The sequence below is a fragment of the Brevibacterium sp. NPDC056726 genome (assembly GCF_042790515.1).
GTDB lineage: Bacteria > Actinomycetota > Actinomycetes > Actinomycetales > Brevibacteriaceae > Brevibacterium > Brevibacterium sanguinis.
Genome location: NZ_JBHTYZ010000001.1, coordinates 611,089 through 630,699, shown reverse-complemented (window position 1 = coordinate 630,699; position 19,611 = coordinate 611,089). Strand labels below are relative to the sequence as shown.

19 protein-coding genes and 1 riboswitch are annotated in these 19,611 nt (G+C 68.1%); of the genes, 12 read left to right on the top strand and 7 right to left on the bottom strand.

The features are described from left to right. Positions 1 to 19: 19 nt before the first annotated feature. A riboswitch (FMN riboswitch) is annotated at positions 20 to 149 on the bottom strand. Positions 150 to 287: 138 nt separating this feature from the next. The 5 genes from ACFQ91_RS02815 (at position 288) to ACFQ91_RS02795 (ending at position 6,281) form a co-directional block, all read left to right on the top strand. Then, complete coding sequence (locus ACFQ91_RS02815; RefSeq protein ID WP_344251122.1) at positions 288 to 803, top strand: MarR family transcriptional regulator; 516 nt, start codon at positions 288 to 290, stop codon at positions 801 to 803. Beyond that, a complete protein-coding gene (locus tag ACFQ91_RS02810) occupies positions 800 to 2,104 on the top strand; it encodes an MFS transporter (protein WP_344251123.1) in 1,305 nt (434 codons plus the stop codon). The genes ACFQ91_RS02815 and ACFQ91_RS02810 overlap by 4 nt, the downstream gene beginning before the upstream one ends. A 203-nt stretch (positions 2,105 to 2,307) precedes the next feature. Next, the gene (locus tag ACFQ91_RS02805; protein WP_344251124.1) at positions 2,308 to 2,880 is read left to right on the top strand and encodes a DUF805 domain-containing protein; all 573 of its coding nucleotides are present in this window, start codon (positions 2,308 to 2,310) and stop codon (positions 2,878 to 2,880) included. Between the two features lie 304 nt (positions 2,881 to 3,184). Further along, positions 3,185 to 4,024 carry an ATP-binding cassette domain-containing protein gene (locus ACFQ91_RS02800; protein WP_344251125.1) on the top strand — a complete coding sequence of 280 codons (840 nt, stop codon included), beginning with the start codon at positions 3,185 to 3,187 and terminating at the stop codon, positions 4,022 to 4,024. Positions 4,025 to 4,103: 79 nt separating this feature from the next. After that, the gene (locus tag ACFQ91_RS02795; protein ID WP_344251126.1) at positions 4,104 to 6,281 is read left to right on the top strand and encodes a YhgE/Pip domain-containing protein; all 2,178 of its coding nucleotides are present in this window, start codon (positions 4,104 to 4,106) and stop codon (positions 6,279 to 6,281) included. A gap of 173 nt (positions 6,282 to 6,454) precedes the next feature. On the opposite strand, the gene ACFQ91_RS02790 is transcribed toward ACFQ91_RS02795, so the two are convergent. Both ACFQ91_RS02790 and ACFQ91_RS02785 read right to left on the bottom strand, forming a co-directional pair. Next, a complete protein-coding gene (locus ACFQ91_RS02790) occupies positions 6,455 to 7,177 on the bottom strand; it encodes an AAA family ATPase (RefSeq protein WP_376872584.1) in 723 nt (240 codons plus the stop codon). Between the two features lie 47 nt (positions 7,178 to 7,224). Beyond that, positions 7,225 to 7,824: a LysE/ArgO family amino acid transporter gene (locus ACFQ91_RS02785; RefSeq protein WP_376872587.1), complete on the bottom strand. Its 600-nt coding sequence runs from the start codon at positions 7,822 to 7,824 to the stop codon at positions 7,225 to 7,227. 54 nt (positions 7,825 to 7,878) lie between these two features. Here ACFQ91_RS02785 and ACFQ91_RS02780 point away from each other — a divergent pair, with 54 nt between their 5' ends. Then, positions 7,879 to 8,829, top strand: a complete 951-nt coding sequence (locus ACFQ91_RS02780) for an ArgP/LysG family DNA-binding transcriptional regulator (RefSeq protein ID WP_376872590.1) — start codon at positions 7,879 to 7,881, stop codon at positions 8,827 to 8,829. 10 nt (positions 8,830 to 8,839) lie between these two features. Here the strand turns inward: ACFQ91_RS02780 and ACFQ91_RS02775 are convergent, their stop codons facing one another. Next, positions 8,840 to 9,421, bottom strand: coding sequence for a TetR/AcrR family transcriptional regulator (locus ACFQ91_RS02775; protein WP_344251130.1), 582 nt, complete (start codon positions 9,419 to 9,421; stop codon positions 8,840 to 8,842). Positions 9,422 to 9,523: 102 nt separating this feature from the next. Between ACFQ91_RS02775 and ACFQ91_RS02770 the strand changes: the two genes are divergently transcribed. From ACFQ91_RS02770 to ACFQ91_RS02755, 4 genes are all read left to right on the top strand, one after another. Next, positions 9,524 to 9,997 carry a hypothetical protein gene (locus tag ACFQ91_RS02770; RefSeq protein ID WP_344251131.1) on the top strand — a complete coding sequence of 158 codons (474 nt, stop codon included), beginning with the start codon at positions 9,524 to 9,526 and terminating at the stop codon, positions 9,995 to 9,997. A gap of 55 nt (positions 9,998 to 10,052) precedes the next feature. Then, positions 10,053 to 10,334, top strand: coding sequence for a type II toxin-antitoxin system Phd/YefM family antitoxin (locus ACFQ91_RS02765; protein WP_198499784.1), 282 nt, complete (start codon positions 10,053 to 10,055; stop codon positions 10,332 to 10,334). Continuing rightward, positions 10,331 to 10,726, top strand: coding sequence for a type II toxin-antitoxin system VapC family toxin (locus ACFQ91_RS02760; protein WP_344251132.1), 396 nt, complete (start codon positions 10,331 to 10,333; stop codon positions 10,724 to 10,726). The genes ACFQ91_RS02765 and ACFQ91_RS02760 overlap by 4 nt, the downstream gene beginning before the upstream one ends. Before the next feature lie 151 nt (positions 10,727 to 10,877). Next, a complete protein-coding gene (locus ACFQ91_RS02755; RefSeq protein ID WP_344251133.1) occupies positions 10,878 to 12,983 on the top strand; it encodes a RecQ family ATP-dependent DNA helicase in 2,106 nt (701 codons plus the stop codon). Positions 12,984 to 12,998: 15 nt separating this feature from the next. Here ACFQ91_RS02755 and ACFQ91_RS02750 read toward each other — a convergent pair whose 3' ends face one another. The 3 genes from ACFQ91_RS02750 to ACFQ91_RS02740 all read right to left on the bottom strand — a co-directional run bounded on the left by ACFQ91_RS02750 (position 12,999) and on the right by ACFQ91_RS02740 (position 16,536). Next, on the bottom strand, positions 12,999 to 13,766 hold the full coding sequence (locus ACFQ91_RS02750) for a VOC family protein (RefSeq protein ID WP_344251134.1): 768 nt from the start codon (positions 13,764 to 13,766) through the stop codon (positions 12,999 to 13,001). A 140-nt stretch (positions 13,767 to 13,906) separates the two neighbouring features. After that, positions 13,907 to 14,680 (bottom strand): isocitrate lyase/phosphoenolpyruvate mutase family protein, encoded by a 774-nt coding sequence (locus tag ACFQ91_RS02745; RefSeq protein WP_344251135.1) that lies wholly within the window; start codon positions 14,678 to 14,680, stop codon positions 13,907 to 13,909. Positions 14,681 to 14,811: 131 nt separating this feature from the next. Next, positions 14,812 to 16,536, bottom strand: coding sequence for an amidase (locus ACFQ91_RS02740; protein ID WP_376872597.1), 1,725 nt, complete (start codon positions 16,534 to 16,536; stop codon positions 14,812 to 14,814). 162 nt (positions 16,537 to 16,698) lie between these two features. Between ACFQ91_RS02740 and ACFQ91_RS02735 the strand changes: the two genes are divergently transcribed. Together ACFQ91_RS02735 and ACFQ91_RS02730 are read left to right on the top strand one after the other, a co-directional pair. After that, entirely contained in the window at positions 16,699 to 17,295 is a 597-nt protein-coding gene (locus ACFQ91_RS02735) for a molybdenum cofactor guanylyltransferase (protein ID WP_376872600.1), read from the top strand. A gap of 188 nt (positions 17,296 to 17,483) precedes the next feature. Then, positions 17,484 to 18,164 (top strand): LysE family translocator, encoded by a 681-nt coding sequence (locus ACFQ91_RS02730; RefSeq protein WP_376872603.1) that lies wholly within the window; start codon positions 17,484 to 17,486, stop codon positions 18,162 to 18,164. On the opposite strand, the gene ACFQ91_RS02725 is transcribed toward ACFQ91_RS02730, so the two are convergent. Continuing rightward, positions 18,151 to 19,560: a PLP-dependent aminotransferase family protein gene (locus tag ACFQ91_RS02725; RefSeq protein ID WP_376872606.1), complete on the bottom strand. Its 1,410-nt coding sequence runs from the start codon at positions 19,558 to 19,560 to the stop codon at positions 18,151 to 18,153. The genes ACFQ91_RS02730 and ACFQ91_RS02725 overlap by 14 nt on opposite strands. Between the last annotated feature and the right edge of the window lie 51 nt (positions 19,561 to 19,611).

Sequence of the window (19,611 nt, the reverse complement as noted above, 5' to 3'; positions counted from 1 at the left end):
TGACACGACGACCGCGGCCGCCATGTTCCTCCCATCCAGACTCTTACTGTCGGTCTCGGAATCTCACCGAGTCAGCCGATCGCGTTCGACGCGTTCGGGTCGCGGACTGTCACCGCCGGCACGGAATTTCACCGTCCCCGGAACATGTTGGGATCAGGCTAGCACGCCGCCGACCGGTGGTCCTATGGCGTCCGTCACGTGGACCTGGCCAGCTGAGCGGCAACGGAATGGGTCGCAACCGTGGGACGCGTTTGCGCAGTTATATAACCCAGGTATATACATGAGTTATGGAAGATGTGGATCCGGACGAGCTCGTCAAAGGCCTCGTCGTCGTCTCCCTGCGCCTGACCAGGGCGTTCAGGAGGCTCATCGGCAATGAGAGTGAGCTCGTCACCCTGCGTGCCCTCGCCGTCGTCGAGCAGTATCAGCCGGTGCGCGTCGGTCACTTCGCGCAGGGCTACCTCAGCTCGCAGCCGGCGGCGACGAAGCTCCTCGCTCGGCTCGAGGACGACGGGCTCGTCGTCAGAGAGGCGAGTCCCACCGATCGCCGGGCGTCGCAGTTCTCGCTCACGGATGCCGGTCGGTCCCGGCTCGCGGTCAACCGCGAGATCATGATCGACCAGATGGTGCCCTACTTTCAGGCCCTCACTCCGGAGGACAGGCTCAGCGTGCACCGGGCACTCCTGCTCGTCGGCGACTACCTGCACAACGAGCACCCCGTCGACAGCGACGACGCCCCCGACGGATCCCCAGCCCCCGATACCGACAGCACCAACGGAAAGGACACACGGTCGCAGAGATGAGAGCAGCAGACGGAGACACCACACAGGACGAAGCGAAGCAGGGGTCCATCCTGCGCCAACCGAAAGCAGTATGGGCGGTGGTGTTCGCGTGCATCATCGCGTTCATGGGCATCGGCCTCGTCGACCCGATCCTTCCCGCCATCTCACGTGAACTCGACGCCAGCCCGGCGCAGTCGATGCTGCTCTTCACGAGCTACCTCTTCATCACCGGCGGCATGATGTTCTTCACGAGCTTCATCTCCTCGCGCATCGGTGCCAAGACGACTCTGCTCATCGGACTCGTCCTCATCGTCGCGTTCTCCGCGCTCGCCGGGCTCTCCGGCAGCGTCGATCAGATCATCGGCTTCCGCGCCGGATGGGGTCTGGGCAACGCGCTCTTCATCTCCACCGCCCTGGCCACCGTCGTCGGGGCCGCCGCGGGCGGTGCGGACAAGGCGATCATCCTCTACGAGGCCGCGCTCGGCGTCGGCATCGCCACCGGCCCGCTGCTCGGCGGCGTCCTCGGCGGAATCTCCTGGCGCGGACCGTTCTTCGGCACCGCAGTGCTCATGGCCATCGGCTTCATCGCCATCCTCGTTCTGCTGCCGAACTCGAAGACCGGTGGGCAGGCGCTGCGGACCTCCGCCGAACCGGTCAGCCTGAGCGCGACCTTCCGTGCGCTCGCCCACCCCGGTGTCGGCGTCGTCGCCGTCGCCGCCCTGCTCTACAACTTCGGCTTCTTCATCCTGCTCGCCTACAGCCCATTCCCGGTCGAAGCTGCCGCTGCGGCGGCCGGCATCGAGAACTTCGGGGCCATGGGCCTCGGATACGTGTTCTTCGGGTGGGGCATCTGCCTGGCGATCACCTCGGTGTTCGGCGCACCCCTGCTCACGCACCGCCTGCGGCGGCGCAAGAGCCTCATCACCGCTCTCGTCGTGCTCGCCGTCCTCCTCGTCGTCATGTCGTTCCTCGCCGAGTCGTTCATCGGGCTCATCATCTGCGTCATCGTCGCCGGGCTCATCCTCGGTGTGCTCAACACGGTGTTCACGGAATCGGCGATGGAGGTCAGCGATCTGCCGCGACCCGTCGCCTCGGGCTCGTACTCGGGTGTGCGCTTCCTCGGCGGTGCGGTCGCCCCGATCGTCGCCGGTGGGGTCTCCGAGTCGGTGGGGGCCGGCGCCCCCTACCTCTTCGGTGCTGCGGCAGTCGTGCTCTCGATCCTCGTCCTCGCCTTCGGATGGAAGGCCCTGCGCCGGATCGACGGTCACATCGACGAATCCCCAGTCGATGAGGCCTACGCCATCACCGGAGGAGACGCCTGACCCCTCGCAGTTCCCGGACGGTCCACGCCGTCGTCGCCCCTCGCCTGAGAGTCCACCGTTGCCTCTCAGGCGAGGGGCGACGACTTTCTGTGGCAGATCCGAAACACGAGTTCTCCGTCATTCATCGCAGTCGGGTGTAAGAATGGTGAGAACAAGGCGCCCGTCACCGCGGCGGCGCTTCACCCCTCGACCAGGAAGCCATCATGACTGACGACGCGAACAACGCCTACGGGTCCGGTGCGGAGAATGCTCCCGGCGCCGGATACGGACCGGGAGCTGCCTTCGGAGCCGACCTCGATGGCGCCAAGAGCCCCGACGATCTGTCCCGCCCCCTCTACGGAGCGACCTTCGGCCAGGCCGTCCGTCGCTTCTGGAAGAAGTTCTCGGTCTTCTCGGGCCGTGCCTCCCGCAGTGAGTACTGGTTCGCCTACCTGTTCCAGGTGCTCGTTCTCCTCGTGCCCTACATTCTCGTGATCGTCGGAACGGTGATGTCCACGGCGACGACCGCGAGCTCGTCGTACTCTCCGTACAGCACGCCGACCGCTGAACCTTCCGGTCCGGGTGTCGCGATCATGATCATCGGTTGGATCCTTCTGGTGATCCTCGCCCTGGCTATGGTCGTTCCCTACCTCGCGATCAGCTGGCGGCGGCTCCATGACGCCAACCTCGCCGGTCCGTTCTGGTTCCTCACGTTCATTCCCGGAGTCGGTGGACTCATCGTCCTCGTGCTGATGATCCTGCCGTCGAAGCCGGAAGGCCGACGCTTCGACACCTGAGCCGGACCCGGTTCCGCCGAGCGGCCGGTCTGCGCAGGATTCCTCCTGTGCAGACCGGCCGCTTCGCTGTGCGGGTCTCGGCCATAGTGTGTCCTTGGAGACATCTGCCCGCATGATCTGGCCGATTCCCAGTTTCGCGTCGTATAGTTACTTACTGGTAACATTCCGCGGCTGCATCCGCCGCACCATTCGCCACAGAGCCAAGGCCGCATGTTTGCCGTAGTGTGCTGACAAGCAGGCAGCGCGGTCCGCTGGCATCGGCATGATCGAACGACGCTTGCGAGACATGTGAGGGAGCAGGACAATGCAGAGCGATTCACACACGCTCGCGGCCCCGACCGAGGTCGACAGCGCGGCAGTGACCCTGCGCGACTGGGGGATGTCGGGCAAGCAGGGCCCGGTGTTCTCCGACATCGATCTCACCGTCGCCAGTGGGTCGCTGGCGATCATCCGCGGAGCGGCCGGCTCCGGCAAGACCTCGCTGCTGCTGTCGATCGCGGGACGGATGCGCGTCGACACGGGCGAGGGCCACGTCTTCGACCTCAACATCCGCAGACAGGCCCGCGCGGTCCGCGAAACCGTGTCGATCGGGCATGTCGCCGGACTGACGGACCTCGAGAACGACTTCACGGTCGCCCAGCACATCGCCGAACGCCTCATCATGCTCCAGCCCTGGTACAAGCCGTGGGTGTCGAAGAAGTCCCTGCGTGAGGTCATCGACGGCATCAAGGAGACCTTCGACTCCGCCACCGAGGTGATCGGCCGCCTCCCGAAGGACACCTTCACCTCGAGCGACGCCAAGAGCGCTGACTTCCTCGTCGACGCCGACGGCGACACCTTCGTCTCCGAACTCAGCGAGCTGCAGAAGTTCCTCCTCGAGTTCGGTCTCGCCTCCCTGGCGCAGAAGCCCGTCATCGTCATCGACAACATCGACTTCCTCCGGGAGCGCGAGGACCGCGCCCGCGCGTGGGCCGCTCTGCTCATCTACCAGGAGCTGCGTCGGGAGCGGGATCCCGAGAAGCCGCTGACGCTCATCGTCACGTGCGAGGACTCCTCGGACATCGATCTCGCCTTCGACCAGCTCTCCACCCAGGTGCATCCCGCCTCGGTGACCGAACTCAATCTGACCCCGCAATCCTCCTGACCTCAGCTCCATAGACCTGGCAGACCCCTGTCTGCGCTCGACCTTCGGCACCACAGATTCTTGTGAAGGTGATTCTTCGATGTTCTCCCTCCCCTGGCTCGAACTCACTCGGTTCAAACGACACACGATCACGCGTCTGGCGATGATCGTCGTCGCCGTCATTCCCGCGATCTACGGCGGGCTCTACCTGGCGTCGAACTGGTCGCCGACGGACAACATCGACCGACTCCAGGCCGCTGTCGTCAACGAGGACACCGGTGCGGAGAAGCCGGACTCCGACGGCGAGAGGCTCAACGCCGGCGATGAACTCGTCGACAAGATCACCCCGAAGGGCGAAGGCGGCTTCGACTGGCAGGAGACCTCGCTCCAAGAGGCCAACGAGGGCCTCGCCGACGGCACGTACTTCGCGATCCTCGAGATCCCCTCGAACTTCTCGCAGCGCCTCGTCTCCACCGGCGGTGACGACCCCGAGCAGGCAGGACTCGAGCTGCGCACCGATGATGCGCACAACTTCATCGTCGGGCAGCTCGCGGGCACGGTGCTCTCCCAGATCAAGGCGGGACTCAACGAGACGACGACGGCCGAGTACGTCTCCCAGGTCTACGTCGGCTTCAACGACATCCAGTCCTCCATGGTCAAGGCCGCCGACGGCGCCTCCGACCTCCATGACGGCGCCGTCGAACTCCATGACGGGTCGGGAAAGCTCGCGAAGGGCGCGCACGATCTCGACAAGGGAGTCGGCGATCTCCAGAAGGGGATCGGGGACCTCGACGACGGCGCGGGCAAGCTCGCGAAGGGAGCCGGGGACCTCGAGAACGGTGCCGACACTCTCGCCACGGGCACGGGAGATGCCGAGACCGGGGCGAAGAAGCTCGCCAAGGGCGCCGGACAGGTCGCCGACGGCACGAGTCAGCTGCGCGGCGTCGCCGACGATGCGACCGACAAGGCGGAGGATCTCAAGGGCAAGGCCGACGACCTCGTCGAGAGCGCTCGACCGAAGCTCGACGATGCGGAGAAGGACTTCGAAACCGCGCGAACCTCGGTCCGCGGTGACGTCGCCGATCGCATCGATCAGCTGGAGAAGGACTACCCGGACGATCCGAACGTCCAGAAGCTCGCCGAGGAGGTCGGCACCTTGGGTGACGACCTCGACTCCGCACATGAGCGGGCCACGAAGGCAGCCGACGACGCACGTGGGCTGGAGAAGCCGGTCAAGGATGCCGTCGACGGGGTGATGCAGAAGATCCGGGACGCTGACAAGAAGATCGGCGAACTCGACGACGGTGCGCAGCAGGTCTCCGACGGTGCCGACGATCTCCATTCCGGTCTCGTCAAGCTCGACAAGGGCGCCAATGACCTCGCCAAGGGCGCCGGTGACCTCCATGACGGCGCCGTCGCACTCAAGGACGGGACGGCGCAGGCGAAGGACGGCGTCGGCCAGCTCAAGGACGGGTCGTCCCAGCTCGCGCAGGGCGCGACCGATCTCGATGAGGGCGCGGGCAAGCTCGACGACGGTTCGGGTGAGCTTGCCGACCAGCTGACGAAGGGCGCCGAGCAGATCCCGACGTATGACAAGCAGGATCGCGAGAAGCGCTCCGATGTCGTCGCTGTGCCCGTCGACGCCGAGAAGGTGAAGAACAATGCCGTGGGCACGTACGGTGAGGGACTGGCCGCGTTCTTCATCTCCCTGGCCCTGTGGATCGGCGGCATGATCACCTACATGGTGCTCAACGCGATTCCGTACCGCGCGCTCGCCTCGACGGCGAAGTCGAACCGCATCGCCTGGGCCGGCTACGTCCCGGGCCTCCTCTTCGGCATCGCGCAGGTCGCGGTGCTCTACGGCGTGCTGTGGTTCGCCCTCGACTTCTCGGCCGGCGCGTGGCTGGGCACCCTGGTGTTCTCGATCCTCATCGCGGCGAGCTTCCACGCTGTCCACCAGCTCTGCGTGGCGGCGCTCGGCGGTGTCGGCAGGCTCATCGCGCTCGTCCTGCTGATGATCCAGATCGCCTCGGCGGGAGGCACCTACCCGGTGCAGACGGCGCCGGAGATCTTCCAGATCATCTCGCCGTTCCTGCCGATGACCTACGCCGTGACGGGCCTGCGCACCCTCATCGCCGGCGGAGACATGATCATCGCCGTGCAGTCAGCCGTCGTGCTCCTGCTCATGACGGGCATCTGCCTGCTCGCGACCGTGCTCGTGTGCAGTCGGAAGCGGATGGTCACCCTCACACAGCTCCACCCGAGCCTATCGCTCTGAGGCGGCAGTCCGCGGCGAGGCAGGCAACACTGTGCCGGACCGCGGTGCGCCAGACCGGGCTGCGCTAGACGGCTTTGCGCCAGGCAGCGGTGTGCCGGACTGCGGCCTACGGCGACCAGCGCGTCGAGCGGCATCCGTCAGCTCAAGCCGTGCCTGCCTCCCCGCGGGGCGTCTCACTCCTCGTCGAAGTAGCGGGTGTACCTCCGCGGGTCATCCAGGAACCGCCGCCAGTGCGCGACCATGTCGAGGTCGTCCCAGGTCGAGTCTCGTATGCCCCACTCGCCGAGTTCGACGAGCTTTGCACCCTCGGCGCTCGCGAGGATGGGGGAGTGGGTGGCCATGACCGTCTGCAGTCCGGCCCGTTCACGCTGCCGGATGAGCTGGAGCAGCGTGAGCGAGGACGTGAATGACAACGCGCTCTCGGGCTCATCGAGGATCCACAGACCGAAGTCGAGGAATGTGCCCGTCAGCGTGTCGACGAACGTCTCGCCGTGCGACCGCTGGGAGAGCTCGAAGCCGCGCAGCGCGCCGATCTCCATGAGGTGCGCCATGCTCTCGTGCATCGTCTCGGCGCGGAGGAAGAAGCCCTGCCGATTCGTCGTCGCGCCCTTGATGATCTGCAGGTGCTCCGTGAGCACAGGTGCCTCCTCGGCGTGCTCGCGCACCTCCCACGCCGAGCCGCCGCCGTGCGGGAGATCGAGCGCGGTGGCGATCGCCTCGATGATCGTCGACTTCCCCGCACCGTTCTCGCCGACGAAGATCGTCGTCGCCTCGAACTCGAACCCCGCGAGGAGATCACCGACCGCCGGGATGTCGGCCAGCCAGTCGGGCAGCTGCGGTGGGGAGTGCGCGTGCGCGGCGACAGACCGCAGCGGGAGGGTGACTCGGGGATCCATGGCACCGAGGGTAGCGCGGACATCTGACACGACCGCCTCGGCGAGGATCAGCCGAGCGCGAGCCGCACGGCGAGGATGATGAGGACGACGGCGATGATGACGTCGAGGACCTGCCACACCCGCGGGCGCGCAAGCCAGCCCGACAGCGCCCGGGCACCGAGGCCGATGCCGAGGAACCACGTGATCGACCCGACCATCGCCCCGAGCGTGAACGGCAGCACGCCGCCGGGGCCCTGCTGGTTGGCGAGGTTGCCGAGCATGACGACGGTGTCGAGGTAGACGCCGGGATTGAGGAACGTCAGGGCGAGCGTCGTCGCGATGACCCCGCGCAGGCCGCGCTGCTCGGTGTCGGCCCGCAGCCCTGTCGCCTCGCGGGCCGATCGCAGGCTCGTCCACGCGAACCACAGGAGGTAGGCCACCCCGAGCCAGCGGAGGATCTCGAGCGCCCACGGTGCCAGCAGGACGATCGCGCCGATCCCCACCGACCCCGCCCCGATGAGGAGGACGTCGGCGAGGATGCAGATCGTCAGGACGACGCCGAGATGCTCGCGGCGGATCCCCTGCCGGAGCACGAGCGCGTTCTGCGGCCCGACGGCGATGATGAGCGACCAGCCTGCGAGGAGACCGCTGAGTGCGTGAGTGACCATATCGCCAGAGTAGGACGATCGGCGAGTGAAGAAAAACAAAATAATCTACATCTGATGCAGAATAGCTTCATGAACCTCGAGCATGTCAGAGCCCTCGCCGCCGCCGTCGACGAAGGCACCGTCGAAGGCGGCGCGTATGTCCTCGGCATCACCGCCTCGGCGGCGAGTCAGCGCATCCGCGCCCTCGAATCCCGGCTCGGCCAGGTCCTCCTCCGACGGTCCAACCCCGTCACCGTCACCGAGGCGGGCGCCGCGGTCCTCCGCTATGCCCGGCAGGTCGAGCTCCTCGAATCCGAGGCGATGGACCGCCTCCACGGCATCGCCGTCGACGCTCCTGACGGCATCGGCACCGGTGAGGCCGGGGCGCGGCGGGAACCGACCGTGCTGCGCATCGGGGTCAACGCCGACTCGCTCGCCACGTGGTTCCGTCCGATCTTCGCCGAGGCGGCCACCTGGGACTATGCCGTCCTTCGACTCGTCGTCGCCGACCAGGACAAACTCCTTCCGCTGCTGACGTCGGGGGAGGTGCTCGGGACGATCACCTCGGCGGCGTCGAGTCCCTACGGCACCCGCGTCGAACGGCTCGGCAGCATGCGCTACCTCGCCGTCGCGGCGCCCGGTCTGCTCGCCCGGCACGGATGGACTCGACCTGACGGGGGTGCGGCGTCATCGTTCGCCGAAGTGGACCTCGCGACCCTGCCGATGGTCAACTTCGGCAAGGACGACGACCTTCAGCTCGACTTCCTCCGCCGGCACGGAGTGACGACGATGCCGCCGATGTCGGTGGTGCCGAGCTCGGCGGAGTTCGCCGTCGCCGTGGCCGCCGGCGTGGGCTGGGGGATGATCCCGGTCATGCAGCTGAGCGAGATCGACGCCGAACTCGTGCCGATCACTGCCGCCCCGGAGGTCGACGTTCCGCTCTACTGGCAGCACTGGAAGCTCGCGTCGGATCGGCTCTCCCGCCTCACCTCGGCGCTCACCCGCGCCGCCGAACAGATGCGCTGACGCCAGCGCCTCAGGCGAGGATCCGGTCGATGAGCCACTTGATGTTCGCGTGCATCTCGTCGACGGTCATCCGGTCCGGGGAGATGATCGAGTGGAGGCCCATGCCGTCGATCGCGGTGAAGAGGATCGTCGCAGCGCGTGCCACCTCGGCGGGATCGAGGTGTCCTTCGTCGGCGAGGACTCCGAGCCAGCGGTGGAGGCAGTCGTACGTGATCTCGTGGGCGTACTCGAGCAGCGCCTGCGAGCCTTCGCGCGGATTCGGTCCGAGTGCGTTGAAGTGCATCGCCAGCCACAGGTCGAGCTGGGCATCGCGGTGCTCGTGGGTCGTGAGGAACTGCGAGAGCACCTCATAGAGGCGCTCGCGGGGCGGGATGCTCGCGTCCTCGATCCGGAAATCGCTGATCTGCATCTGCATCGACCGGCGGGCGACTTCGAGGTAGAGATCGGCCTGGGTCGGGAAGTAGTGGCGCAGCGTCGACGCGCCGATCCCCGCCTCCTTCGCGACGGCGCGCACACTCAGTGATGTCCTGCGCTGTTCGCCGGACTCCGCGAGGCGGATCGCGGCCTCGATGATCTCATCGCGTCGGGACATCACCCCTCCTCTCTTCTCGCATCACTCTACTCAGCATGTATAGTACAGTGTACTAGTACGCTGTACTAGAAACGTTAGCAACCCTCGAGATCGGAGCACGCCATGATCGAGAACCTGCAGAACTTCGCCGATTCGTTCCCCGACTGGCTGCAATGGCTGGGGGTCATGCTCGTCTCCGCGATCCCGTTCGTCGAGTCGTACTTCGGCTCGGTCATCGGCGTCGCCATCGGACTCGGCCCGGTCGTCGCGATCCTCGTCGCCGTCATCGGCAACGTCATCTCGATGCTCGCGTTCGTCTACGGCGCGGGCGCGATCCGCGACAGGGCGACGAAGAACAGGGAGAAGGCCACCTCGCCGAGGCGGCAGCGGCTCAAGCGCATGTTCGACAAGTTCGGCGTCCCCGGCGTCTCCCTGCTCGGCCAGACCGTCCTGCCCTCGCAGATCACGTCGATGGCGATGGTGAGCTTCGGCGCCAACCGCAACGTCGTCGCGTTCTGGCAGATCATCTCGATCATCCTCTGGGGCGTCCTCTTCGGCGTGCTCGCGACCCTCGGCGTCAACGCCGCACTGCGGTGATGCCCGCCGAGGCGGACCTTCACTGAGCTTGTAGCATCGGTGCTACAATTTGCTGATGAATGCAGAGGGAGTGCAGGCTGAAAGCCTTTCGCAGCGTGAGCTGCGCAATGAGTCCGGGAGGGTCCTTCGCGCGGTCAGTGAAGGGCATTCGTTCGTGCTGACCAATCGGGGTGTGCCGGTTGGGCGCATCGTTCCGTTGGACGCTCCTGCTCCTCGGCTGACGATCGCTCGACCGGCTAAAAGAGTGGGTGGCTGGACTGCGCGTGATCGCCGGCCGTCGAGCGACAACCGCGTCATGACGGAGATCATTGACGAGCTCCGTGAGGAGCGCCTGTGAGCGACCCGTCGATCGTTTACGTTGACACCTCTGCACTCGGGGCTCTTCTTGTGGCTCAGCCGGAGTCGGACGCTCTGGTCGGCTGGCTGAATGGAACCTCAGCAGAACTCGTGTCGAGCGACCTGCTCGAAACCGAACTGCGTCGAATGGCCGTGCGAGAGGAGCGCGAGCAGGCAGAAGTCTCTGTGCTCCTCGATGGAGTCTCCATCGCCGCTCTCGATCGGGCGGTGTTTCGCTCGGCCGGACTTCTGCCCATGCCGTATCTGCGGACCCTCGATGCGCTGCACCTGGAGGCCGCGCTCCGATTGGATGTCGATGCCCTTCTGACCTATGACAAGCGCCTTGAGGAGGCGGCACGGTCGGTGGGCCTCGAGGTCATTTCGCCCCGCTGACGGGATGATTCCGCGACGCCCTCAGGTCGGCAGAACGGTCATACCCACCTGACCATTTCGCCGACCCAGTGCGGAAGGACGAGCGGTGTCTGCTGAGTTCTGGATTCCGCTCCGGGCGGGCCGTGTCAGTGCCGGCACCTAGACTGACCCCATGACGGAAACCACGCAGCTCACCGACTTCGACGCCCGCGCGCAGTCCGTCCTCGCGGAGCTGACGAACAACCCCGACGCCCAGTTCCGCGACGGTCAGCTCGAAGCGATCAGCGACCTCGTCGAGGGTCGCAAACGCGTCCTCGTCGTCCAGCGCACCGGGTGGGGCAAGTCCGCGGTCTACTTCGTCGCCACCCGGCTGCTGCGCGCCCAGGGCAATGGGCCGAGCCTCATCATCTCCCCGCTGCTCGCCCTCATGCGCGACCAGATCGCCGCGGCCGGACGAGCCGGGGTCCGGGCGGCGACCCTCAACTCCTCGAACGTCACCGAATGGGACGGCGTCCTCGCCGATCTGCGCGCCGGGAGCGTCGACGTCCTCCTCGTCTCCCCGGAGCGGCTGAACAACCCGCAGTTCCGCGACGAGGTGCTCCCTCAGCTCCTCCAGATCCTCGGGCTCATCGTCGTCGACGAGGCCCACTGCATCTCCGACTGGGGGCATGACTTCCGCCCCGACTACCGCCGGATCGGCCACATCCTCTCCGACCTCACGACCGACACCCCGGTGCTCGCGACGACGGCGACGGCGAACTCGCGCGTCGTCACCGACGTCGCCGAACAGCTCGGTGACGACACCACCGTCGTGCGCGGCGAACTCGCCCGCGATTCGCTGCGCCTCGGCGTCCAACCCGGCCTCGACCCCAGTGCGCGGATCGCGTGGCTGAGCTCCCACCTCGGCGACTTCACGCGATCGGGCATCATCTACACGCTCACGGTCAGCGCCGCCGAGGACATCACCCGTATCCTCCGCGACCAGGGGCATGAGGTGCGCGCGTACACCGGCCGCACCGACGCCGAGGAGCGCGCCGACCTCGAGCAGCAGCTCAAGGACAACAGGCTCAAGGCGCTGGTGGCGACCTCGGCGCTGGGGATGGGATTCGACAAGCCGGACCTCGGCTTCGTCGTCCACGTCGGGGCGCCGTCCTCGGCCGTCGCCTACTACCAGCAGGTCGGTCGCGCCGGTCGTGCGACGGACTCCGCCGACGTCCTCCTCCTTCCGGGGTCCGAGGACGCCGAGATCTGGGAGTACTTCGCGACCGCGTCGATGCCGAGTCACGCCGATGCCGATGCCGTCCTCACCGCGCTCGCCGAGGCGGACGGCCCCCTGTCCGTGGCCCGCTTGGAGACGCTCGTCGGGACGAAGCGCACCCGCCTGCAGCTGCTGCTCAAGACCCTCGAAGTCGAGGAGGCCGTGGAGAAGGTCCGGGGCGGGTACGTCTCGACCGGTCGCGGGTGGACGTATGACCGGGAGCGCTACGAGAAGGTCGCCGAGGTGCGCGCCGCCGAAGCCCAGGCGATGCTCGACTACGAGGCGACGGGGGAGTGCCGGATGGAATTCCTCATCCGGCAGCTCGACGATCCCGACCCGCAGCGCTGCGGACGCTGCGACAACTGCGCGGGTGTGTGGTGGTCGACGGAGATCTCCGCGGAGACGCAGCGCGAGACCGCGGGAACCCTCCACCGGATCGGCCTGCCGATCGAACCGCGCAGCACGTGGCCCTCGGGGATGGCGAACATCGGCGTCTCCCTCAAGGGCAGGATCCCCGCCGAGGAGCTCGCCGCCGAAGGACGTGTCATCGCCCGACTCTCCGACCTCGGTCAGGGGCAGGTCCTGCGGGAGTTCCTCGCCCCCGATGCGCCCGACGCCGAGGTCCCCGCGCAGATCGGCAGATGGTGCCTCGACGTGCTCGGGCAGTGGGATTGGGAGGACCGGCCCGAGGTCGTCGTGTCGCTGCCGAGCGCCCGCCGGCCCAAGACGATCCGCTCGCTTGCGGCGAACCTCGCCTCAGCAGGACGCCTCATCGACGGCGGTGAGCTGCTCCAAGTCCACGAGCACGGGACGCCCGACGTCAACAGCGCCTTCCGCGTCAAGGGCCTCCACGATGCGTTCGTCGTTCCTCCGGAGGTCGCCGAGGCGGTTGCCGGAAAGTCCGTCCTCCTCGTCGACGATGAGATCGTCTCCCGGTGGACGATGGCGATCGCCGCCCGCGCGCTGCGGCAGGCCGGAGCGACGGCGGTGCTCCCGTTCGCGCTCGCGCTGCGGGCGTGAACGGGAGCAGCCGACTCAGAGTTCCTGGTGCAGCTGGAACGTCGCTCCCTCGGGGTCGGCGACCGTGGCAACGCGGCCGAACTCCGAATCCATGGGACCGTCGAGCACGGAGCCGCCGAGTTCGACGACCTTCGCCGCGGCGGCGTCGGCATCGGCGACGTTGAAATAGGTGCGCCAGTACGAGTTCGGGGTCCACTGGCTCGCATCGCAGATGCCGGCGACCGCCGTCTCGTTGGCCCCGTAGGTCGCGTACTTGATCTCCTGGCCCTCGACCTCGACGAGTTGGAAGTCGAAGGCGTCGACGTAGAACTCGCACGCAGTGTCGTAGTTCGTCGTCATCAGCTCGAACCACACCGGAGTGCCCGGGACGAGCGGCAGCTCGAACCCGGTGAACTCGTCGGACTGCCACATGCCGATCGGGGCGCCGGTGGGATCGACGACGACGGCCATCGAGCCCAGCGGGCCGACCGCCATCGGACCGACGACGGGAGCGGCGCCGTCTTTGGTGGCTTTCGCAAACGTGCCGTCGATGTCGCTGGTGTAGAGGTACGTCGACCAGGCGGTCGGCATCGTCGGATCCGGGTTCCCGTCCATCGTCATCGCCCGCATGAACCCGCCGACGGGCGCACCGTCCTTGTACGCCTGGTGGTAGTGACCGAAATCGGGTCCCTGATCGACGATCTCCCACCCGAAGACCTCGGAGTAGAAGTTCTTCATGGCATCGAAGTCCTGGCAGACGTAGTCGATCCAAACCGGCTGTCCTTGACGGGGATTATCAGGCATGGCAACTCCTCTTCGTGATGCTTCCTGGTGGCTGTGCAGACGGGGGTCGTCTGTTGGAATGATCGTAGCTGGTGGGAGAGGTCTGCGGGCACGATCCGGCGAAGCGGTCGCGCGGCCGACAGGGTCGCGACCCGGTGTCGTCAGCGCCAGGCGCGGGTCACCTCGGCGAACTGCGGACGCAGGGTCGCCTGGAGGAGAGGACCGAAGGACACGCGCTTGACGCCGATCTCGGTGAGCTGCACGAGGCCGAGCCCATCGGGGATCGCGCCCTCGAGGGGACGCGCGGTGACGTTGAGCGGCAGCGGCACCGCGGACACGACCCGCTTGAGAGTCTCCGTGTCGGGCATGGCCACGGGGTAGACGGAGTCGGCGCCCGCCTCGGCGCAGAGATTGAGACGACGGATCACCTCGGCGGTCGGGTCGGGGAAGCCCTCGGGCGATTTGAAGACGTCGGTGCGGGCGTTGATGACGACGTGGACGCGCTGGGCGTCGGCGGCGCGGCGCAGGTCGCCGATGTACTCGGCATGCTCCTCGGCAGTGCGCAGCCGGCCGGCGCTGTGGACGGTGTCCTCGATGTTGAGGCCCACGGCACCGGCTTCGAGGAGACCGGCGATGAGGTCGGGGGCATCGGTGTCGTAGCCGGATTCGAGGTCGGCGCTGACGGGCACGTCGACCGACGAGGTGATCCGCGCGATGCCGTCGAGAGCCTCCTCGAGGGGCATGTTCTCCCCATCGGCGTAGCCGAGGGAGTCGGCGAGCGGGTGCGACCCGATCGTCAGGGCGGTGAACCCGGCCTCGACCATCGCACCCGCGGACCAGGCATCCCAGACGGTCGGCAGGACGACGGGTTTGGCCTGGTGATGGGCATCGAGGAGGGCGGAAGCGCGTTCGGCGAGCACAGTGAAGTCAGTCATGGTGCCCACTGTTCCATCACATCGGCCTGCCGCGCCAGTGTTCACCCGAAGGTCTCAGAAACCGCCGCGGCGGCGCTCCCGCGCACGAGCACGGACTCGGGCGGGCGCGGGAGAGACTGCAGCGCGCGACCTCAGAGGCGCGGGGTCCGCGGGGGTGCGTCGCGGCGGTCGCCGGTGGCCTCGAAGGCGGCGGCGAGCTCGATGAGCGCCGAGTCGTCCCAGCCGCGTCCGGCGATCGTCAGGCCCACGGGGATCCCGGTGTCGGCCATCGTGCCCATCGGCACCGTCACCGAGGGGATCCCGAGGTGGCGGGGCACGAGGTTGCCGTTGGCGACCCACGTGCCGTTGCGCCAGCCGAGATCGGCCGAGGCCTCGTTGACGTCCATGTCGGCGGGGCCGACGTCGGCCATCGCCGGGAAGATCACGGCGTCGAGGTCGTTCTCGTCCATCCACGCCTCGAGATCGATGCGGCGTGTGAGCTCGAGGCCGTGCACACCCTCTTCGAGCAGCGGGATGTCGGTCATCGCGGCATACGGGTGCGTCCGCACGTGCTCCGGGTATTCGGCGATGTCGTCGTCGAAGCCCGTGTAGCGGTCGGGCAGGGCACCGGCCGGATGCGGGAAGATGTCGGCACCGTCGACCTCGGACAGCGTGCCGAGGTGCGGATCGCCGTTGCCGCGGAGGAAGTCGTCCCACGCCCACGCGGAGAGGTCGACGATCTCCCGGTCGAGGTACTCGGGGGAGACGAAGCCGCGGGTCCGGATCGTCGGCGCACCGGGACGGTCGCCTTCGTAGTTGCTCACGACGGGGAAGTCGGTCTCGACGACCTCGGCCCCGGCGGCCTCGAGGTCGCGGCGGGCGGCCTCCCACAGGTCGATGACCGAGGCCCGGGTCTCGACGCGCTGACCGGTGGGGCCGCCGATCCCGCCGTCGGGGTTGGTGCCGGCCTCGTCATCGGCGTTGATGTACATCCGCGGCACGCCGAGGCGCTTGCCCGCGAGCACGTCCTGCGCGGCGGCGCGGTCGGCCGGCAGCAGGGCGGCGTACGAGCCGGGCCTGACCTCGGAGGCGGCGGGGATCTCGACCCACGGCTGGACGCGCCAGAAGTCGCCGCGGGTCTCGGTGTCGTCGGCGACGATGACGTCGAGGACTTCGGCGAGGTCGGCCATCGACCGGGTGTGGGGGACGACGACGTCCATCGTCGGCACGAGCGGCCAGTTCCCGCGCACGGAGATGACACCGCGCGAGGGGGTGTAGGCGATGAGCGCGTTGTGGGAGGCCGGGGCCCGGCCCGATGACCAGGTCTCCTCGCCGAGGCCGAACGCCGCGAAGCTCGCCGTCGTCGCCGTTCCCGAGCCGTTCGACGACCCCGAGGCGAACGCGCTGGTCAGCCACTCCTCGTTGTAGGGGCTCTCGGCGCGGCCGTAGAGCCCGCGCTGCATGCCGCCGTTGGCCATCGGCGGCATGTTCGTCAGGCCCAGGCAGATCGCCCCGCCCGCCCGCAGGCGCTCGATCGTGAAGGCGTCCTTCTGGGCGATGAGATCGGCGAAGGCCGGAGATCCCGAGGCGACGGTGAGCCCGGCGACCATGTAGCTGTCCTTCGCCGTGTAGGGAATCCCGTCGAGCGGACCGAGCGTCTCCCCCCGGGCGCGGCGCTCGTCGGCGGCGACCGCCTCGGCGCGGGCCTCGGGGTTGGCGACGATGACGGAGTTGAGCTTGGTCTCGGTGTCCGGTCCGTCGAACGCGGCGATGCGCTCGAGGTAGGCATCGACCAGGTCCGCCGAGGTGGTCTCCCCGGACTGGAGCGCCGCGCGCAGAGTCGCAATGGAGGCCTCGACCGCGTCGAACTTCGTCATTCTCGCTGCTCCTTCGGTGGGTCAGTGCTGGGGGTGCCCCACCAGTATCGCCCAGACGCGCCGAGGCGGGGCTTCGATTTCCGTCGGAGACGGCGCTGCAGTGACAAGATCGATTGCCGACTGACGGGGTCGCCGGGTGGTCGCGCACCGTAGGATCGGTGCATGGCAGTGAGCGCGATCATCCTCAGCGGCGGCCGGTCGAGTCGGTTCGGCGGCGTCCACAAACCGGGCGTCGACCTCGGCGGACGGACCGTGATCTCCCGCATCCTGGCAGCAGTGCGCGCGCTCGACACCGACGCCGAGGTGTGGGTGGCCGGTCCGACCGAGGGACTGAGCGACGCCGAGGCGGAGTCGGTGAACGCCGTGCGCGAGGATCCGGAATTCGCAGGACCGCTCGCCGGAATCGCCGCAGCCGCGCAGCAGATGGGTGCGAGCGAGGGCACCACCCTCATCATCGCCGGAGACATGCCGTTGGTCACGGCGGCCCACCTCGGCGAGATCGTCTCCCTCAGTGAGGCCTCGGGCGGTCCGGTGACCGGCACCGACGACCGCGGGAAGGCGCAGTTCCTCTGCGCGGCGTGGCCGCACTCCCTGCTGCGGCAGCGCCTCGCGCGGATCGGCGACCCCGAGGACAAGGCCGTCCGGCTGCTCTTCGACGACGGCGAACCGCGCGTCATCGACGTCGACCCCGAGGTCGTCGTCGACTTCGACACGGCAGACGAACTCGCTCGGATACGCAGTCAGATCGACCGCGGCTGAGTTGGGGACGGCTGAACGGCCGACGGTGCGCGTTCGGTGCAGCGGCCCGAGCGTCGCCTAGGTGTGTGCCGTCGGCCTCCCCGCGACCCGGACGCCGGCGACCGGATCCGGAGTCACGATACTTGGTCCACGTATTCGCACCCGACTTGGCTCTTATGCCGAGTCCAAGAGGCATCCACGCTGGGCATATGAGCTTGGAATTCTGGGTGACGTCAGTGATCGTCACCGCAACACCGGGAACCGGAGCCCTCTTCACCATCGCCGCAGCGCTCTCCCGTGGATCGCGCGCAGGAGTCATCGCCGCCCTCGGATGCGCGCTCGGCATCGTGCCGCACCTCGTGCTCGCGCTCACCGGTGCCGCGGCCGTGCTCGCGGCGAGCCCGGTGGCCTTTCAAGCCCTCAAATGGCTCGGCGTCGCCTACCTCGTCTACATCGCGGTGGGGATGTGGCGCGGCTCCGGGGTGCTCGCTTCTCCATCCGACAGCGACACGGCCGCACCCGGCAGCGGCGCAACCGCACTAGGCTCCGGCCCCGTGGGACCGGTCCGCGCCCCGGCCTCACCGTCGCCGGGGCGGGTGATCCGCAGCGCCATCCTCGTCAATCTTCTCAACCCGAAGCTCACGCTCTTCTTCTTCGTATTCCTGCCCATCTTCGTCGATCCCACGCCCCCTGATGCTCTGGGAGCCATGGCGGGTCTCGGGCTCATCTTCATGGCGCTGACGTTCGGGATCTTCGCCTTCTACGGCTTCGTCGCGGCATGGCTGCGTCGCTTCGTCATCGGGCGTCCCGCCGTGATGCGGGCCCTTGACGTCGGATTCGCCCTGACCTTCGTCGGGCTCGCCGTCATGCTCGCGCTCACTCAGCGATGAGACGACCCAGGGTTCTGATCGACTCGCCGAGGCGGGCAGGCGAATGCGGACCGTAGCCGATGATCAGGCCGGGCGGTCCCGCGGCGACGCGCAGGCCCGACATCGCCTGGACCGCGATCCCCTCCTGCCGAGCGTGAGCGGCCACCGCCGCATCGTCGATGCCCTCGGGCAGGGTGACGACGAGGTGCAGTCCCGCGGCGATGCCCTCGATCGGACATCCGGGCAAGTGCTCCTCGATCGCAGCGACTGCGGCGTCCCGGCGCTCCCGGTGCCGGCGGCGCAGGCTGCGGAGCTGACGCTCGAGGACACCGGAGGAGATGAGGTTGGCGAGGACGAGCTGGGGGAGCACCGGCGAGCCGAGGTCGGTCGCCCAGCGCCGGCGGACGAGGTCCTCGTGCAGGTGGGTCGGCGCGACCATCCAGCCGAGCCGGAGAGCGGGAGCGATGACCTTGGACAGACTGGAGACGTGGACGATGCGCTCGGCCGCTGCAGGGTGCAGCGCGCGCACCGGCGACCGGTCGTACCGATACTCGGAGTCGTAGTCGTCTTCGACGATCAGCCCGTCCGACTCCTCCGCCCAGGCGATGAGTTCCCGCCGCCGCCTCGGCGACAGGACGACCCCGGTGGGGAACTGGTGGGCGGGAGTGACGAGCACCGCCCGCGCACCGGACCGGGCGAGGGCGTCGACGTCGATGCCCTCGCCGTCGACGCGGATCGGGTGGAGGCGGTCGAGCCAGTAGTCGAGGATTCGGCGGTTGCCGTCGGCGCCGGGGTCCTCAAGGGCGCATTCGGTGAGCCCGCGGTCCCTGAGCACCTGGCAGAGCAAGCTGATCGCCCCGGTGACCCCGGAGGTGACGATGATGCGCTCGGCGCCCACGGTCATGCCGCGGCTGCGGGCCAGCCACGCGGCGAGTGCCTCCCGCAGGGCGGGCACGCCCTGCGGATCCGCGTAGCCGAGGTCGTCGCTCGAGGCGGTGGCGAGCACTTCGCGTTCGGCCCGCAACCACGCCGCACGCGGGAACGCGCTGAGGTCGGGTGCGCCTTTGGAGATGTCGACGACTGCGGGCCGGGTCTCGTCGACCGCACGCCTCCGGCCCCTCTCGTCGACACGGGAACTCGGGGCGGCCGGAGGCGGACCCGGCCGACTGGCGACGACGGTGCCGGCGCCGCGGTTCGTCTCGAGGAGACCCTCCTCGGTCAGCCGTCGATAGGATTCGACGACGGTTCCCCGCGAGAACCCGAGTTCGGCAGCGAGCTCACGGGTGGCCGGCAGACGGGTCCCCGGCCGCAGAGTCGCCTCGGCGATCGCCTCCCGGAGCCGGTCCGTGAGCCATCCCGTCCGCCCGCGCTCCGGCGCCGAGGTGGGATCGAGGCTGAGGAAATCCGAACCGCCCATGACCGCATCATCGCAGACAGGTCCGGTGGGCGGCGATGGGATGGGCGTTTC

Excerpts from the sequence above, each read along its gene's own strand:
- ACFQ91_RS02730 (WP_376872603.1), top strand. The coding sequence starts at position 17,484 with ATGAGCTTGGAATTCTGGGTGACGTCAGTGATCGTCACCGCAACACCG.
- ACFQ91_RS02810 (WP_344251123.1), top strand. The coding sequence starts at position 800 with ATGAGAGCAGCAGACGGAGACACCACACAGGACGAAGCGAAGCAGGGG.
- ACFQ91_RS02750 (WP_344251134.1), bottom strand. The coding sequence starts at position 13,766 with ATGCCTGATAATCCCCGTCAAGGACAGCCGGTTTGGATCGACTACGTC.
- ACFQ91_RS02815 (WP_344251122.1), top strand. The coding sequence starts at position 288 with ATGGAAGATGTGGATCCGGACGAGCTCGTCAAAGGCCTCGTCGTCGTC.
- ACFQ91_RS02725 (WP_376872606.1), bottom strand. The coding sequence starts at position 19,560 with ATGGGCGGTTCGGATTTCCTCAGCCTCGATCCCACCTCGGCGCCGGAG.
- ACFQ91_RS02775 (WP_344251130.1), bottom strand. The coding sequence starts at position 9,421 with ATGTCCCGACGCGATGAGATCATCGAGGCCGCGATCCGCCTCGCGGAG.
- ACFQ91_RS02785 (WP_376872587.1), bottom strand. The coding sequence starts at position 7,824 with ATGGTCACTCACGCACTCAGCGGTCTCCTCGCAGGCTGGTCGCTCATC.
- ACFQ91_RS02795 (WP_344251126.1), top strand. The coding sequence starts at position 4,104 with ATGTTCTCCCTCCCCTGGCTCGAACTCACTCGGTTCAAACGACACACG.
- ACFQ91_RS02790 (WP_376872584.1), bottom strand. The coding sequence starts at position 7,177 with ATGGATCCCCGAGTCACCCTCCCGCTGCGGTCTGTCGCCGCGCACGCG.
- ACFQ91_RS02740 (WP_376872597.1), bottom strand. The coding sequence starts at position 16,536 with ATGACGAAGTTCGACGCGGTCGAGGCCTCCATTGCGACTCTGCGCGCG.
- ACFQ91_RS02800 (WP_344251125.1), top strand. The coding sequence starts at position 3,185 with ATGCAGAGCGATTCACACACGCTCGCGGCCCCGACCGAGGTCGACAGC.
- ACFQ91_RS02745 (WP_344251135.1), bottom strand. The coding sequence starts at position 14,680 with ATGACTGACTTCACTGTGCTCGCCGAACGCGCTTCCGCCCTCCTCGAT.
- ACFQ91_RS02770 (WP_344251131.1), top strand. The coding sequence starts at position 9,524 with ATGATCGAGAACCTGCAGAACTTCGCCGATTCGTTCCCCGACTGGCTG.
- ACFQ91_RS02780 (WP_376872590.1), top strand. The coding sequence starts at position 7,879 with ATGCAGAATAGCTTCATGAACCTCGAGCATGTCAGAGCCCTCGCCGCC.
- ACFQ91_RS02765 (WP_198499784.1), top strand. The coding sequence starts at position 10,053 with ATGAATGCAGAGGGAGTGCAGGCTGAAAGCCTTTCGCAGCGTGAGCTG.
- ACFQ91_RS02755 (WP_344251133.1), top strand. The coding sequence starts at position 10,878 with ATGACGGAAACCACGCAGCTCACCGACTTCGACGCCCGCGCGCAGTCC.
- ACFQ91_RS02735 (WP_376872600.1), top strand. The coding sequence starts at position 16,699 with ATGGCAGTGAGCGCGATCATCCTCAGCGGCGGCCGGTCGAGTCGGTTC.
- ACFQ91_RS02805 (WP_344251124.1), top strand. The coding sequence starts at position 2,308 with ATGACTGACGACGCGAACAACGCCTACGGGTCCGGTGCGGAGAATGCT.